Origin of the sequence: Sphingomonas sp. S6 (assembly GCF_043498045.1) — a bacterium.
Classification (GTDB): domain Bacteria; phylum Pseudomonadota; class Alphaproteobacteria; order Sphingomonadales; family Sphingomonadaceae; genus Sphingomonas.
Genome location: NZ_JBIEOE010000003.1, coordinates 17,756 through 32,601, shown reverse-complemented (window position 1 = coordinate 32,601; position 14,846 = coordinate 17,756). Strand labels below are relative to the sequence as shown.

The 14,846-nt window shown below is 68.9% G+C and carries 16 protein-coding genes, 1 tRNA gene and 1 other RNA gene; 5 read left to right on the top strand and 13 right to left on the bottom strand.

The window, feature by feature from the left end:
• Window positions 1-463: 463 nt before the first annotated feature.
• A complete protein-coding gene (locus tag ACGVWT_RS05710; protein ID WP_116462530.1) occupies window positions 464-787 on the bottom strand; it encodes a hypothetical protein in 324 nt (107 codons plus the stop codon).
• A gap of 94 nt (window positions 788-881) precedes the next feature.
• Here ACGVWT_RS05710 and hrpB point away from each other — a divergent pair, with 94 nt between their 5' ends.
• Window positions 882-3,347 (top strand): ATP-dependent helicase HrpB, encoded by a 2,466-nt coding sequence (hrpB, locus tag ACGVWT_RS05705; protein WP_315461702.1) that lies wholly within the window; start codon window positions 882-884, stop codon window positions 3,345-3,347.
• Window positions 3,348-3,357: 10 nt separating this feature from the next.
• On the top strand, window positions 3,358-3,639 hold the full coding sequence (locus tag ACGVWT_RS05700; RefSeq protein WP_315461701.1) for an ETC complex I subunit: 282 nt from the start codon (window positions 3,358-3,360) through the stop codon (window positions 3,637-3,639).
• A 243-nt stretch (window positions 3,640-3,882) separates the two neighbouring features.
• On the opposite strand, the gene ACGVWT_RS05695 is transcribed toward ACGVWT_RS05700, so the two are convergent.
• From ACGVWT_RS05695 to ACGVWT_RS05680, 4 genes are read right to left on the bottom strand one after another with little or no spacing between them, the layout of a single operon-like run.
• Window positions 3,883-4,410: an NUDIX hydrolase gene (locus ACGVWT_RS05695; RefSeq protein WP_315461700.1), complete on the bottom strand. Its 528-nt coding sequence runs from the start codon at window positions 4,408-4,410 to the stop codon at window positions 3,883-3,885.
• Window positions 4,407-5,078 carry a TPM domain-containing protein gene (locus tag ACGVWT_RS05690; protein WP_315461699.1) on the bottom strand — a complete coding sequence of 224 codons (672 nt, stop codon included), beginning with the start codon at window positions 5,076-5,078 and terminating at the stop codon, window positions 4,407-4,409. Before ACGVWT_RS05690 ends, ACGVWT_RS05695 begins: the two co-directional genes overlap by 4 nt.
• Before the next feature lies 1 nt (window position 5,079).
• Window positions 5,080-5,973 (bottom strand): YgcG family protein, encoded by an 894-nt coding sequence (locus ACGVWT_RS05685; RefSeq protein ID WP_315461698.1) that lies wholly within the window; start codon window positions 5,971-5,973, stop codon window positions 5,080-5,082.
• A gap of 5 nt (window positions 5,974-5,978) precedes the next feature.
• Window positions 5,979-6,584: a LemA family protein gene (locus ACGVWT_RS05680; protein ID WP_315461697.1), complete on the bottom strand. Its 606-nt coding sequence runs from the start codon at window positions 6,582-6,584 to the stop codon at window positions 5,979-5,981.
• A gap of 112 nt (window positions 6,585-6,696) precedes the next feature.
• Between ACGVWT_RS05680 and mscL the strand changes: the two genes are divergently transcribed.
• Entirely contained in the window at window positions 6,697-7,137 is a 441-nt protein-coding gene (mscL, locus tag ACGVWT_RS05675) for a large conductance mechanosensitive channel protein MscL (protein WP_315461696.1), read from the top strand.
• Between the two features lie 275 nt (window positions 7,138-7,412).
• On the opposite strand, the gene ACGVWT_RS05670 is transcribed toward mscL, so the two are convergent.
• Entirely contained in the window at window positions 7,413-7,844 is a 432-nt protein-coding gene (locus tag ACGVWT_RS05670) for an Rrf2 family transcriptional regulator (RefSeq protein WP_116462524.1), read from the bottom strand.
• A gap of 54 nt (window positions 7,845-7,898) precedes the next feature.
• Here ACGVWT_RS05670 and ssrA point away from each other — a divergent pair.
• Window positions 7,899-8,315, top strand: a transfer-messenger RNA (tmRNA) gene (ssrA, locus tag ACGVWT_RS05665).
• Window positions 8,316-8,416: 101 nt separating this feature from the next.
• Complete coding sequence (locus ACGVWT_RS05660; RefSeq protein ID WP_315461695.1) at window positions 8,417-9,289, top strand: pirin family protein; 873 nt, start codon at window positions 8,417-8,419, stop codon at window positions 9,287-9,289.
• A gap of 19 nt (window positions 9,290-9,308) precedes the next feature.
• Here the strand turns inward: ACGVWT_RS05660 and ACGVWT_RS05655 are convergent.
• From ACGVWT_RS05655 to ACGVWT_RS05625, 7 genes are all read right to left on the bottom strand, one after another.
• Window positions 9,309-9,384, bottom strand: a tRNA-Phe gene (locus ACGVWT_RS05655).
• A 41-nt stretch (window positions 9,385-9,425) separates the two neighbouring features.
• Window positions 9,426-9,599, bottom strand: coding sequence for a DNA gyrase inhibitor YacG (locus ACGVWT_RS05650; RefSeq protein ID WP_017977805.1), 174 nt, complete (start codon window positions 9,597-9,599; stop codon window positions 9,426-9,428).
• A complete protein-coding gene (locus tag ACGVWT_RS05645) occupies window positions 9,596-10,537 on the bottom strand; it encodes a ribonuclease (RefSeq protein WP_315461694.1) in 942 nt (313 codons plus the stop codon). Before ACGVWT_RS05645 ends, ACGVWT_RS05650 begins: the two co-directional genes overlap by 4 nt.
• The gene (locus tag ACGVWT_RS05640; RefSeq protein ID WP_315461928.1) at window positions 10,530-11,099 is read right to left on the bottom strand and encodes a nucleoside triphosphate pyrophosphatase; all 570 of its coding nucleotides are present in this window, start codon (window positions 11,097-11,099) and stop codon (window positions 10,530-10,532) included. Before ACGVWT_RS05640 ends, ACGVWT_RS05645 begins: the two co-directional genes overlap by 8 nt.
• Window positions 11,100-11,130: 31 nt before the next feature.
• Entirely contained in the window at window positions 11,131-11,376 is a 246-nt protein-coding gene (gene infA / locus ACGVWT_RS05635) for a translation initiation factor IF-1 (RefSeq protein WP_017977808.1), read from the bottom strand.
• A 307-nt stretch (window positions 11,377-11,683) separates the two neighbouring features.
• The gene (locus tag ACGVWT_RS05630) at window positions 11,684-13,132 is read right to left on the bottom strand and encodes a DNA methyltransferase (protein ID WP_315461693.1); all 1,449 of its coding nucleotides are present in this window, start codon (window positions 13,130-13,132) and stop codon (window positions 11,684-11,686) included.
• A 150-nt stretch (window positions 13,133-13,282) separates the two neighbouring features.
• A complete protein-coding gene (locus ACGVWT_RS05625; RefSeq protein ID WP_315461692.1) occupies window positions 13,283-14,713 on the bottom strand; it encodes a diguanylate cyclase in 1,431 nt (476 codons plus the stop codon).
• Window positions 14,714-14,846 lie beyond the last annotated feature (133 nt).

The window sequence follows — 14,846 nt, the reverse complement described above, 5'->3', positions numbered from 1 at the left end:
GCGTGATACTAGCGCATCGATTGTTGGAGAGGCGATGCACTCGGTCGTGGCGGCTGTTGCGGGGGACGTTCGCAACAATTCCCCCGTCACCCCGGCCGAAGAGCCGGGGTCCCGCTTTGTCGGGTCGGCCCGCGGGAGAAGCGGGACCCCGGATCAAGCCCGGGGTGACGGGGGTTTGGGATGTGTCGGGTGGCGCGCTTGATGGGGTGCCCCCTCCACTTGGTCACCCCGGACTTGGTCCGGGGTCCACCGGGCCGCAGGGGGAGGCTGGGGCCTCTGGTCGTCTCCCTCGCCGCGGAGTGGACCCCGGACCGAGTCCGGGGTGACGGAGAATATGGGGCGGCGGACGCTCTCCCTCGTCACCCCGGCCGAAGAGCCGGGGTCCCGCTTTGTCGGGGCGGCCTGCGGGAGAAGCGGGACCCCGGGTCGAGCCCGGGGTGACGGGGGACGTCCGGTGCCCCCCTCAGGATTTGCCGAACAGGCCGCCCAGCATGCCGCCCAAATTGCCGAGTGCGCCGTCCTGGCCGTCGCCGCCGAGCAGGCCGCCGATGTTGGCGAGGGCGCCTTCGCCGCCGAGGTGGCCGAGGATCTGTTGCAGGACGTCGGGGGACAGGCCGGTCGAATCGGCGGCGCCGGCCACCGTGTCGCCGGGTTCGCCGTGCGCGGCGCTGAGCGCGGCGATCGCCTGGCTAACCTGTTCGGGGGAAAGGCCGATCTTTTCGGCGAGGTTGGTGAGAATCGGATTGTCGCCCATCTGGCCGAGGATGCCGTCCAACAGACCCATCATATGTCTCCTTCGCGCGTCGGTTCGCGCGGGCGTGGAGCATAGCAGGCGGTGATGGTCGCGTCGCGGGGCGATCCGTGGCAAGGGACCGTGCATCGTGACCGACCTGCCGATTTTCGCCGTCTTGCCCGACCTGCTCGCCGCGTTGCGGACCGGAAGCAACGCCGTGCTCGTCGCGCCGCCGGGGGCGGGCAAGACGACCGCGGTGGCGCCGGCGCTGCTAGGCGAGGACTGGTGTACGGGCGAGGTGCTGCTGCTGTCGCCGCGGCGACTGGCGGCGCGCGCGGCGGCGGAGCGGATGGCGGCGCTGGCGGGGGAAAGCGCCGGCGGCACCTATGGCTATGCGACGCGGATGGACAGCAAGCGTTCCGCCGCGACGCGGGTGACGGTGGTGACCGAGGGCATCTTCGTCGCGCGCATCCAGGCCGATCCCGAGCTTGCCGGCGTGTCGGCGGTGCTGTTCGACGAGGTGCATGAGCGCAGCCTGGACGGCGATTTCGGTCTGGCGCTGGCGCTGGACGCGCAAGGCGCGCTGAGGCCTGATCTGCGGCTGGTGGCGATGTCGGCGACGCTGGACGGCGCGCGCTTTTCGAGCCTGCTGGGCGCCAAGGAACTAGGGGCGCCCGTGATCGAGAGCGAGGGGCGCAGCTATCCGCTCGCCCTGCGGTATCTAGGGCGCAGCGGCGACGGCCGGATCGAGGATGCGATGGCGAGCGCGATCCGGCAGGCGCTGCGCGAGGCGGAGGGCGGTGTGCTCGCCTTCCTGCCCGGCGTCGCGGAGATCGAGCGGACGGCGGAACGGCTGGAGGGGCTGCCGGAGACGATCCGGGTGCATCATCTGCATGGCAGCATGGAGCCGGCGGCGCAGCGCGCGGCGATCCGGCCCGAACCCGATGGCGCGCGCAAGCTGGTGCTGGCGACGGGGATCGCCGAGACCAGCCTGACGCTGGACGGCATTCGCATCGTCGTCGATTCAGGACTGGCGCGGCGGCCGCGCTACGACCGGGCGGCGGGGATGACGCGGCTGGTGACCGAGCGCGCAAGCCAGGCGGCGGTGACGCAGCGCGCGGGGCGTGCGGCGCGGCAGGGGCCGGGCGTCGCCTATCGCCTGTGGGAAGAGGCGGCCACGGGCGGCCTGCCGCGATTCGACCCGCCGGAGATAGTGGAAGCGGATCTTTCGGGGCTGGTGCTCGCGAGCGCTTTGTGGGGGGTAAGCGATCCGCGCGACCTTGCGTGGCTCGATCCGCCGCCCGCCGCGGCGGTGGCGGAGGCGCGCGAACGGCTGGCGGCGATCGAGGCGATCGATGGTGACGGGCGACCGACCGCGCACGGGCGGCGGGTCGCGGCGATGCCGATGCCGCCGCGCCTCGCGCATATGCTGCTGCGCGCGGGAGCGATGGGGCAGGGGGCGCTCGCCGCCGAGGTGGCGGTGCTGCTGTCGGAGCGCGGGCTGGGCGGCAACGATCCCGACCTCGACGTGCGGCTGCGGCGCTGGCGGAGCGACCGGGGGACCAAGGCGACCGCGGCGCGAAGGCTGGCGGAGCGGTGGACGGCGCTGGCGGGCAAGCCGGTGGGCGAGCCGCTGCGCATCGATGGCGCGGGCGTGGAGGTGGCGATCGCGCTCGCTTTCCCCGATCGGATCGCGAAGGCGCGCGATGCGAGCGGCGAGCAATGGGCGTCGGCGGGCGGGCGCGGGTTCCGGCTCGACCCGACGCTGCCGCTGGCGCGGCATGCGTGGCTGGCGGTGGCGGAGACGCAGGGGGCGGCATCGGGTGCGCGGATCCTGGCCGCGGCGCCGATCGCGCTGGCGACGATCGAGCGCCTGTTCGCCGACCGGATCGAGACGCGGCGGACGGTGACGTTCGACCCGGCGAGCGGCGGCGTGGTGACGCTGCGCGAGCGGCGGCTGGGGGCGCTGCGGCTGTCGTCGGGGCCGGATGCGGGAGCGGAGCCGGATGCCATCGCCGCGGCCTTGCTGGAGGGCGTGCGGTCGCATGGGCTGGCGCTGCTGCCGTGGAGCGCGGGGGCGGCGGCACTGCAGGCGCGGGCGGACTATGCCGGCGTGCCGCTGGAAGCGATGTTGGTCGAACGGCTCGACGAATGGTTGCCGGCGCTGCTCGTGGGGCGGCGCAAGCTCGACGCGATCCCGGCGGGGGCGCTGACCGATGCGGTGCGCACGCTGATCGGCTGGGACGCGATGCGGCAGATCGACCGGCTGGCGCCCGCCGAGTTCACGAGTCCGGCTGGCAGCACGCATGCCATCGATTATGCCGCGGACGGCGGCCCGAAGCTGGAGCTGCGCGTCCAGGCGCTGTTCGGGCTGGCGGAGCATCCCTGTATCGGGTCGGGGCGGGTGCCGCTGGTGCTGAGCCTGACCTCGCCCGCCGGACGGCCGATCCAGACGACGCGCGACCTGCCGGGCTTCTGGGCGGGCAGCTGGACGGCCGTCGCGAAGGAGATGCGCGGGCGCTATCCCAAACATCCCTGGCCCGACGATCCCGCCGCGGCGACCGCGACGCTGCGGACGAAAAAGGCGGATGCACGGGGCGGCGGGACGCGCTAAAGGGGCGTCTATGCCTACCGCCCGCATCTTCCAGCGCCCCAAGAACGCCATGCAATCGGGCAAGGCCCGCACGCAGACCTGGGCCCTCGAGTTCGAACCGGCCGAGCCGAAGCAGCCCGATCCGTTGACCGGCTGGGCGGGCAGCGGCGACACGCGCGAACAGGTGCGTCTGAGCTTCCCGAGCGCCGAGGCGGCGATCGCTTATTGCGAGGCGCAGGGCTTCGATTACGAGCTGATCCCGGCGCCGGAGCGGAAGCTGAAGCTGCAGGCGTACGCGGATAATTTCCGGTAAGGGCGGGGCTCTTACCGACGCCGTCGTTCCCGCGGAGGCGGGAAGCCATAACCTGTGACGTTGCGGCTTGAGCCGAGGCGGTAGCGCGTCTGGATTCCCGCCTTCGCGGGAATGACGATTGGGGGTGGGTTGCTGCTCGCCATCGCGCGTCGCCCCAGCGGAGGCTGGGGCCTTGCGCGGCTCTTGCGTCGTGCTGTGATCGGGAGATCCCAGCCCTCGCTGGGAGGACGGTATCGGCGGGGCTTACCGCCCCATCATTTCCGCGACGATGCCGCTGCCGAGCAGCAGCAGCATCTTGGCGTCGATCGCGACGCCGGCGCGGCGTTTCTCAGCGACGAAGCCTTCGACGGCGGCCAGCGGCACGCGGTGGACGGTGATGTTCTCGTCGGCATCGCCGCCGCCGTCGCCGGTGCGGGTGAGGCCGGTCGCCAGCACCAAAGTGAAGCTTTCCGAGGTCATGCCGGGCGAGGAGAAATATTCGCCGCGTTCTTCGACGACCTCTGCGTGATAGCCGGTTTCCTCTTCCAGCTCGCGGCGCGCCGCCGTGGCGATGCTTTCGCCCGCGCTTTCGTCGCCGACCAGGCCGGCGGGGAGTTCGAGGCAGGTTCGGCCCAACGGCACGCGATATTGTTCGACGAGCAGCAATTGCCCCTCGCCGTCGATCGCGACGATCACCGCGGCGCCGATGCCGCCGTTGCGCTCGGCATATTCCCAGGTGCCCGCCTTGCGGACCGACAGGTATTTGCCCTGCCACATCGTATCGGTCGTCATAGCTGAATCAGGCGGTCCGGCAGTTCGTTGGTGTCGTCGGCGCGCGGCGGGAAGTGTTCGGTGAGGACGATGCCGATCTGGCGGATCGCCTCTGCCATGCCGTCGCCCGGGCGGCCGTCGCGCGTCGCGGTGATGAGCGCGGCCATGGCGGCGCCCCAGACTTCGGGCGCGACGCGCGAGTGGATGGCGGCGTCGGCGATCAGTTCGGCGCGATGTTCGTCGAGCGACAGATAGAGAAGCACGCCGGTCGCATCGCGGGTGCGCGCCTCGGCGCTGGCGCGGAACAGCATCAGTGCACGGGCGCGGACGCGGCGCGCAGCGGTACGCCGGGGCGTCAGCGCAAGGCGGAGCGGCATCCAGGCGAGCGCGACGCGCACGACCAGGAAGGTCGCGGCGAGCAGCACGAGCGCGACGGTGAACAGGCCACCGGGCGCGGGCGCGCCGTCCCACGGATCGGCGACGAGGCCGTGGAGCGTCACCGCGATCCCCGGCCATAGCGCGAGCAGCGCGAGGACGAACAGCATCGCCAGCACCGCCCAGTGCAGCGCGACGTCGTGGTATTTGTCGGATCGGTGTGCGACGATCGTGACGATCTCGCCCGAGGTGGTGCGCTCGGCTTCAGCAACCGCTGCGGCGACGCGGGCGGCATCGGCGGGGGTCAGGCGCATGTCACCAATCCCCCGAGGCGCCACCGCCCCCGAAATCGCCGCCGCCGCCGCCGGTGAAGCCACCGCCGCCCCAGCTGCCGTCGCTGCCGCCCGACGATCCGCCGCCGCCCCAGCCGCCGCCACGATCGCCGGACGAGCGGCCGATCTCGTTCGCGATGCCCCACAGGACGATAGGCAGCGCACTGCCGCCGCCATCGTCATAGCGTCGGCCCCACGGCCCGGCGCTGCGTCGGCGACCGATGATCAGCGGCACCAGGACGAACAACAGGATGACCGCCCAGATGATCAGGCCGAACGGTACGCCGCCACCGCCGCTGCGGCGTTCGGCGGAGCGCTGGTGGATTTGGTCAAATTGCTTCGCGGCGGCATCGAGCCGCGCCTGCTGCTCTTCCGGCGAGGCGCGCAGCTGCTTGTCGAGCGCATCGACGCCGGCGGTAATGCCGCCGGGCATGTCGTCGGCCTTGAAGCGGGGAATGACGTCCTGATTGATGATGACGCTGGAGAGGGCGTCGGTGATGAACGGCTCTAGTCCGCGGCCGACTTCGATGCGGACCTTGCGCTGGTTCGGTGCGACGATGAGGATCGCGCCGTTGTTGACGTCGCGCAGGCCGACGCCCCAGCTGCGACCGAGCTTGTAGCCATAGTCCTCGATCGAATCGCCCTGCAGATCGGGGATGGTCGCGACGACCAGCTGGCGCTTGGTGTCCTTCTGCAGCGCCTCCAGCTTCTGCGTCAGTGCGGCCTTCGTCTCCGGCGGCAGCACGTTCGCGGCGTCGACGACGAGGCCAGTGAACTTGGGAAAGGTCTGCGCGGTCGCGGGCGCGAGCATCCAACTCGCGGCGAGCAGCAGCAAGGCTGCCCGCCACACGATCGCCGCCCGCGTTACGAGCGCCATCGCCGTCAGCTCGCATTCCCGAAGTTGACGGTCGGGGCCTGCTCCGCACCCGGCGTCGTCGCGGCGAAGGGGGTCAGCGGCTTGGCGCCGTAGAAGATCTTCGCGCCGACCGCGTCGGGGAAGGTGCGGATCCTGGTATTATAGTCCTTTACCGCATTGTTGTAATCGCTGCGGGCGATGGTGATGCGGTTCTCGGTGCCTTCCAGCTGGCTCATCAGCGTGGTGTAGTTGCTCTGGCTCTTCAGCTCCGGATACGCTTCCTGCAAGCGCTGGAGCGACAGCGTGACGGCGCCCTGTGCGCGTTCGAACGCCTGCATCTTCGCCGGATCGGTCAGCTGGTCACCCGACAGGTTCACCTGGTTGGCGCCGGCGCGGGCCTGCGTCACCTGCACCAGAATGTCCTTTTCCTGCGCGCCCGCGGCCTTCACCGTCGCGACGAGGTTGGGGATCAGGTCGGCGCGGCGCTGATACTGGTTCTGGACGTCGGCCCAGCGCGCCTTGGCGTTTTCCTCGGCCGTCGGCACGGAATTGATCCCGCATCCGGCGAGCGACAGGCTCGCGGTGGCAGCCAGCGCGAAGGCGGCAACGGGACGAAGCGACGACATGAACATCCTCCTGAGAGCGTATCTGTCCTATCCATATAGGACAGCGTGCGGGCTTGGCGAAGGGGTAATCGCAGCCTACCCTTTCGGCCGACGCCTGAACAACGGGGGAGACGCGAACATGTTCAAGGAATTCAGGACCTTCATCGCGCGGGGCAATGTGCTGGACCTGGCGGTGGCGGTCATCATCGGCGCGGCATTCGGCAAGATCGTGACCTCTCTGACCGAAGACATCATCATGCCGGTGGTGGGCAAGATCTTCGGCGGACTGGATTTTTCGAGCTATTTCATTCGATTGGGCGCGATCCCCGCGACCTACACCGGATCGCCGACGGATTATGCCGCGCTAAAGAAGGCGGGCGTGCCGCTGCTGGGCTATGGCGAGTTCGTGACGCAGGCGGCGAACTTCCTGATCCTCGCGTTCATCATTTTCCTGCTGGTGCGCAGCGTCAACCGCGTGATCGCCAAGCCGGACGTGCCGGCTGCCCCGGCGCCCGAGCCTGCCGACGTCGCGCTGCTGCGCGAAATCCGCGACGAGCTGAAGGCGCGGCCGCGGGTGTGAGGCCGGTCGGGGCGGCGGCAGTTTCGGATAGCGTGCGAGCGCTGCCGCTCAGGACTGACTGACATCGTCATTGCGAGCGGAGCGCGGCACTCCAGGGCGTTCTGGTCCGGCTCTGGATTGCTTCGCTTCGCTCGCAATGACGGAGGGGTATGGCGGTGGGGTCGGGACCGGGCCTGCCACTATCGTCACCCCGGACGTGATCACGGGTCCCGCTATCGGTGCGAAGACGAAGCGGGATCCCGGCTCAAGCCCGGGATGACGGGAATAGGGTGGCCTTAGGCCGCGACGAGCTGGTCGGCGGTGGCGTCGGCGAGGCTGGTGCCGTCGAGGATGCGGGCGGTTTCGTCGCGGACGCGCATCATCGCGTGGCGGATCGCGCAATCGGCCTCGCTCTTGCAGTCGGCGCAGGGGCGATAGGCGGTGCGGCTGACGCAGGGGACGAGGGCCAGCGGCCCTTCGATCACGCGGATGACGTCGCCCAGCGAAATGAGGTGCGCGGGCCGTGCGAGTACGTAGCCGCCCATCTTGCCGCGCGTGCTCTGGATGAAACCGGCATCGCGCAGATCGGCCAGGATCAGTTCCAGGAACTTGCGCGGCACATTGGCGGCGACGGCGATCTTGCCCATCGGGATCGGCGGGCTGGCGGCGGGTGCTTCGGCGAGAAACAGCATCGCGCGCAACGCGTAACGGGAACGCTGGGTCAACATGATGGCGCCGCTATGGCCCGATATTGTGGCTAACGAAAGGCGGGGCGAAAGGCGTGGATTGCAGGGAGGTGATGCTGCCCCTATATCGACCGGGCCGGCTTCCAGCCGGCTATGGCGATAAACGGTGGCGTTAAATAGGCGCAGCGGACCCGGGGGCAGTACCCGGCGGCTCCACCACCGCAGCTGAGGCGCTCGGCGCCACGCTTCATGCGTGGCGTCGCGGGCCACAGCTTCGATGACGGGGCCGAACTAGGATCGACGTGTGTTGAAAAGCGCTGTCTTTCGCTCGGAATGGGACCACCGCAACGGCCCATTACACAAGTGCCAACGATAACGAAGCACTCGCGATTGCGGCGTAACTGAGGGCCTCACGGCCTAAGGTTACTCCAAAATAGCGCGGTTGGACCCCACCGGGCAACAGAAGGGGAATCCAGCGGTACGGGGAGCACCGGGCAACAGAAGCTCCCCACTTTCCCTGCAAGGTTTTGTCGGTCCGGAAACACAGCGTTCCCGCTGCGGGCGTTGTCGCCGCGTGGCGTTGCCGCCATCTTGGTGGGGAAGGAGCCATTTGCATGACCGCCCGCACGCTTGCCGCCATCCACCCCGCCCATCGCGACGATATCGGCGATCTCGTCACGCGGCGGCCGGTGCCGGGTCCGGGGCTGGAGCAGGTCGATCCGTTCCTGTTCCTCAACCATCATGGCCCGCAGACCTATCGCCCCGGCAACAACGGCCTGCCGTTCGGGCCGCATCCGCATCGCGGGTTCGAGACGGTGACCTTCATCCTCGACGGTAGTCTGGCGCACCACGACACCGGCGGCCATGCGAGCATCATCGAGGCGGGCGGCGTGCAGTGGATGACGGCGGGATCGGGACTGATCCATGCCGAAATCTCGCCACCGGCGTTCAAGCGCGACGGCGGGCCGATGGAAATCCTGCAATTGTGGGTGAACCTGCCCGGCCGGCTGAAGATGACCGCGCCGGCCTATACCGGCTTGCAGGCCGATGCGATTCCCGTGGTGCCGCTGCCGGACGATGCGGGCAGCGTCGCATTGGTGTCGGGGCAATTCGGCGCGGCGGAGGGGCCGATCAACTCGCTGACCGGGGCGATGCTGTCCACGGTGCGGCTGCGCGGCGGTGCTGCGGCGACGCTGCCGGCGCCGAAGGGGCGATCGGTGTTCCTGTATGTCGTATCCGGCAGCGTGGCGATCGGCGGGCGGGCCGTGCCGCACTGGCATCTGGCGACGCTGCACGACGATGGCGATTCGGTGGCGCTGACCGCGAGCGACGATGCCGTGCTGCTGTACGGCCATGCCGATCCGATCGGCGAGCCGGTGGTGGCGCATGGTCCGTTCGTGATGAACACGCGCGAGGAAATCAGCCAAGCGATCCGCGACTATCAGGCGGGGCTGTTCAACGGCACGGGGCCACTGCCGGCGGTGTGATCGATCGCGCTGGAAGAAGTGGTGCCCGGGGACGGATTCGAACCGCCGACACTGCGATTTTCAGTCGCATGCTCTACCAACTGAGCTACCCGGGCAGGGCCGTCACGCGAAGGCTTCGCGTTCGGAAGTGGCGCCTCTAATGGTCCCCGCCGGTGCTGTCCAGCCCCTCATGCGCATCATTTTGCACCGGGATGCGATATCCTTCGCCCAGCCATTGCAGCAGGTCGCGATCGCGGCAGCCGCGCGAGCAGAAGGGCGTGTGGAGCGGATCGACGGCTTTGTCGCAGATCGGGCAGGTCGTGGCGGTCATAGGCTGTCGAACAGATGGGTGACGCCGGTGCGGCGTGCAAGCTCGGCCAGCCAGTCGGCGCGGCCGGTGAGGCGGGCGTGGACGGGGGCGGGCAGGCGGTGATGCAGCGGGCTGCCGGGCGGCTCGCGCTCCAACCGGCGCAGCAATGCCCGGGTCGCGGCGCCGACCGGATCGGTGCGGAGCAGTTCCGGCAGCGAGGCGCTGGGGCGGGGGCGGACGATCTGCAGGAAGCCGAAGCCGTTGACCGCGGTGCGTTCGAAGGGCTGCACCAGCGCGGCGTCGAGCGCTTCGGCGACCGCCTGGCGCGCAGCCTTGCCCTCCAGCGTCGGAAAATCGATGCCGATCGAGCCGCCGATGCCGTGACGTCGGATCGCTGCGGCGACCGCCTTCGCAGCGGCGAGGGCGAGCGGTTCGAGCGGGGGCGGACCGTCGACGTCGAACAGGGTCATCGCCGGGGTGGGCGACATGCGCAGCGCGCCGAGCGGGAAGGCGATTGCGCCGTCCATCGCCTCTTCGAGCAGTTCGGACCAGCCGGCCGCTTCCAGCGCGTCGGGTTCGTGGGAGCGGAGCGTGCGGACGGGGTGGCCGCTGGCGTGGAGGCGGGCGAGCAGATCGGGGCCGTCGGCGGGCGCCGCATCGGTCGCCACGGCGCGGGGCGGCTTGGGGCGGCCGGGTTCGGGGATGGCCTCGCGGACGATCTCGACGGTGAGGGTCGCGCCCTTGGTCAGTCCTTTGGGGATGCGGGGGATGACCGCCTCTTCGCCGGCGATCGACAGGCGGCCCATGCCGCCGGCGGTCAGCTCGACCAGCTGGGCCTTGGCGACGGTGCCGAGGCGGAGGGCATTGGGCCGTTCGATTGCGGCTTCGACGATACGGTCGCCGTCGATCAGGGCGGCGCGAGCTTCGCCGATGCCGGCTTCATAGACCCATTCAGGCAAGGGGCAGACCGGCGGCGCGGAGGAGGGCGCGCGTTTCGGTCAGCGGCAGGCCGATGACACCCGAATGGCTGCCGTGGATGAAGCGGACGAAGGCTTCGGCGCGGCCCTGGATGGCGTAACCGCCAGCTTTTCCAAGGCCTTCGCCGCACGCGACATAAGCGTCGATCTCGGCGGGGGAGAGGGGGCGGAAGGCGACGATCGTATCGGACAGGCGCGTGCGCTGCGTGCCGTCGGGGCCGATCACGCAGATCGCCGACAGCGCGTGATGGCGGCGGCCGGAGAGGCGGATGAGCAGGTCGCGCTGGATCGCCTCCGTCTCGGCGGGCGGCAGGATCGCGCGGCCGAGCGCGATCGTGGTGTCGCCGGCGATGACAATTTCGTCCGGCGCGCGCTGTACCGCCAGCGCCTTTTCGACGGCGAGGCGCTGCGCATAGACGCGTGGCAGTTCGCGTGGGCGTGGGGTTTCGTCGATCGCGGGCGCGGCGATGCGATCGGGCACGACGCCGAGACGCGCCAGCAGATCGCGCCGGCGCGGCGAGGAAGAGGCGAGAACCAGTGGCATAAGGTTGGGCGGCACCAAATGCCGCCGCAGCTTATTGCGGGCCGGGGCCGCCGCGGCCGGGCATGAAGCGGTAGGTGATCCGCCCCTTGGTCAGGTCGTAGGGGGTCAGTTCGACCAGCACCTCGTCACCGACCAGCACGCGGATGCGGTTCTTGCGCATCTTGCCGGCGGTATGGCCGAGAATTTCGTGGTCGTTTTCGAGCTGTACACGGAACATCGCGTTGGGGAGCAATTCCACCACGCGGCCGCGCATCTCGAGCAGTTCTTCCTTGGCCAAAAATCAACCTCTGTTCGCGTGTTCGGGCGCGCCCTTAGCGCAAGTCGCCGAAAAAGGGAAGCAAGGCGGACGGGCGGCGCCGGTCCAACACGGGGCGGCGCGTCGCAATGCCTTGCGGGAGGCAAGATGGGGGCGGCGGGGGCGATTCGCAAGTCGGCCGGGTCCTGCGGAAGTGGACGAAGTGGACGATACGTAACGTACCGGAGACCCCCTTGTGCGCAGGGAGCGCAGGGGTGGGGCCGGACGTGTCAAAGAGCGATGTTCGAATGATGCATATTCGAGGCGTGTAGGACAGGGGAAAAACGGGTCAGAGCAGCCGGTCCTGCCGCGCCGTGTCTTCGCGGGCTGCCTTGCGGAAGGCGAGGTTGGGATCGGGATAGGGCAGATCGGGCTTTCGCCCGGCAAACAGATCGGCGACCGTCAGGATCTGAAGCCGTGGATAGGTGCGCTGGAACCCATCCTCGAACCGGCCGACCGTCGCGGCTTCCTTCAGCATCGGTCCGGTCGGCGTGGCGAGCGTGACGAAGACGCCGATCGGCGCATTTTCGCGGAGCATCGCCGAATGCAGGTCGCGGATCATGCCGACGCCGACATGGTCGCCGCCCTTGACCGAGACGATCGCCTTTTCGGTCCGTTTGCCGTCCGGCTTGAAATAGAGCAGGCCGTCGACGCCGCCGTCCGCGCCCTTTTTCTTGCCGCCATAGGGCACGGCATCGACCATCGACACCGCCCACCATTGGAACTGATATTTGTCGCGCCTGGCGAGATCGGTGGCGGAGGCGAGATCCTTGGGCGTGCCCTCTACCGTGAAGCTGGCATCCGGGAAGGCGGCCTGCATGCGCCGCTCGATCAGCGAAATGGCGAGGTGGGTGACGTCGATCCCGATCCAGTGTCGCCCGAGCTTCTGCGCGGCATGCACCGCAGTGCCGCAGCCGCAGAAGGGATCGAGCACGACGTCGCCCTCGTTGGACGAGGCGGCGACGATGCGTTCGAGCAATTTGATCGGCTTTTGCGTAGGATAGCCGAGATATTCCTTGCCCCGCGGCGCGATGGCGAAATTCCAATAGTCCTCGGGCACCTTGCCCTTGGCGTGGATCAGGTGATCGGCGCCGACGAAGCCCGATCCGACGAGACCGGGTTTATAGTTTTCGCGCGTCTTGGCGCTGTGTTCGACGCGGACGGCATCGGCGTTGAACGTCCATGTATCGCCTTTGTTGAACCAGAAGATCGTGTCGTGCTTGCGCATGAACTGCCGCATGCCGGGCGACCCCGGCCCGGTGTAGCACCAGACGATTTCGTTGCGGTAGCGCTGGGCGCCGAACACCGCGTCGAGCAGCAGCTTGAGATAATGGCTGGCGGTCGGATCGCAGTGAAGGAACAGGCTGCCGGTCGGTTTGAGCTTGCGATGCAGTTCGACCAGGCGGATCGCCATCATGGCGAGATAGGCCATCATGTCGTTTTCGCCGAGGAACGCGCGCATCGCGCGCAGCAGTTCGAAGGCGCGCGTGTTGCCGCTTTTGCAGACCTGATCGAAGGCGTCCTCTGCCGTATCGTTCCAGTGCCACGTATCCTCGAACGCCTCGATCTGGGCATCCGCGCCGGCGCCGGTCGGCGACTTGAACAGGATGTTGTAATTGGCGTTCGAATTGTAGGGCGGGTCGAGATAGATCAGATCAACGCTGGCATCGGCGATATGATCGCGCAGCACGTCCAGATTATCGCCATAGTAGAGGTGATTGAGGGGTCTGTTCCGCATTGCCGGACTGTGCGGGGGGCGGCGGCGATCGTGGCATGACGATTGATCCGGATCGGCTGCGACGCGGCCGATGTTGCGGGCCTGTTCCCGATCGTTTCATTCAAAGCGGATCAATGCGGGCGGTCGGCGACGAACTTGGGGGCGCCCCGCTCACCCCGCCGAGCGGAAGCCGTTACGGCCGCCTGCCTTCGCTTGGTAGAGCGCATCGTCGGCGCGGGCGATGACGTCGCGCAGGCGATCGGGGGGCGTGATGCCGGCGATGCCGCAGCTGATGCTGAGCAGCACGTGCGTCGCGGCGTCGGCGGCGATCGGCTGTTGGCGCAGGGCGGCCTGGATGCGGGTGCAGATCGCCTCACCCGTGTCGTGATCGCCGACCTGCAGGATCATCACGAATTCGTCGCCGCCCAGCCGCCCGATCAGATCGTCGGGACGGGTGTTGGCGCGCAGCGTCGCGGCGAGGTGGCGCAGCACGTGATCGCCGAAGGGGTGGCCCCAGGAATCGTTGATGCCCTTGAAATGATCGATGTCGATCGCGACGCAGCACAGGGGCGTGGCGGCGTGATCGAGCAATGCGCTGGCGCGGCGTTCGAACCCGCGGCGGTTGAGCAGGCCGGTGAGCGTGTCGGTGATCGCCTCGGCATGGGCTTCGGCGGCCTGTTCCTTCAGCCTGCGTGACAGGCGGGTGCGCGCGGAAATCTCTGCGGCGACGGGCAGGCAGGTCAGCAGCATGACGGCAAGGAACGTCTGGAACAGATGCGCCTGGGCGACGGGATCGGTGGTGACCATCGCGACAGGCCCAAGGCCCGATGCGGTGGCGAAGGCTCCGGTGACCGCGACGATCATCACGGCCATTTTGGTGCCGAGCGGTCCGACGCGGAACGTGACCAGCATGACGGGTGCGTAGAGCAGGAAGAGTGCAGGCAGCGCCGCGACGAAGAAGACGAGATAGGCGGTGGCGAAGACCAGCCCGAGATAGGTGAACGCCTCGAGCCGCTGCGCAGTCGACGTGCCGCGGACGCTATCGACGATCTGGCCGCCCAGGAGCGCCATGAACACCGGCGTGAAGACGAGCAGGCCGAGCCCGTCGCTGAGAAACCACGTCTTGAACGAGGGGACGAACGCCTGATCGTAGACGAGCGCCGCAGTGGCCGCGCCCGCCGCGCCGCTGAGCGCGGGTGCGACCAGACCGGCGGCGAGAATGAAGCGCAGGAGCGCGCCGGTGGAGCGGAGCAGGTCGATCGACCCCGAACCGCGGCGGATGAGGATCGTGGCGACCGCCACCTCCAGCCCGTTGGCGACCGCATAGAGCAGCGGGCCGGCGATGCTGCCCCGCGTCAGCCAGTTGGCGGCGACATTGCCGACCAGGCCGGCGCTGAGCACCGTCCACCAGCGCGGGCGCCGATCGAGCAGCAGCAGCGCGACGAGGATGGCATTGGCGGGCCATACCGTCGCGATCGTGCGGCCGTCGCTGGTGAGCGAGATGGTCGAGGCGGCGAACAGAACATAGAGCGATGCCGCGACCAGCCAGATGATGCCGGATGGCGTCCCCGATGGGCGCGCGGTGCGTACTGTCTCTCCCATCCACCCAAATTGATCGAGATCAGTCAAAACGGGGTTAATATGCCCCGCGTGCCATGGCGGAAGTTGTGGGAAGACCGCGCAAAAATCGGCCGCTGCGGGTTAATGGACGGCGGTCGGTCCGGTTGGGTGCGGC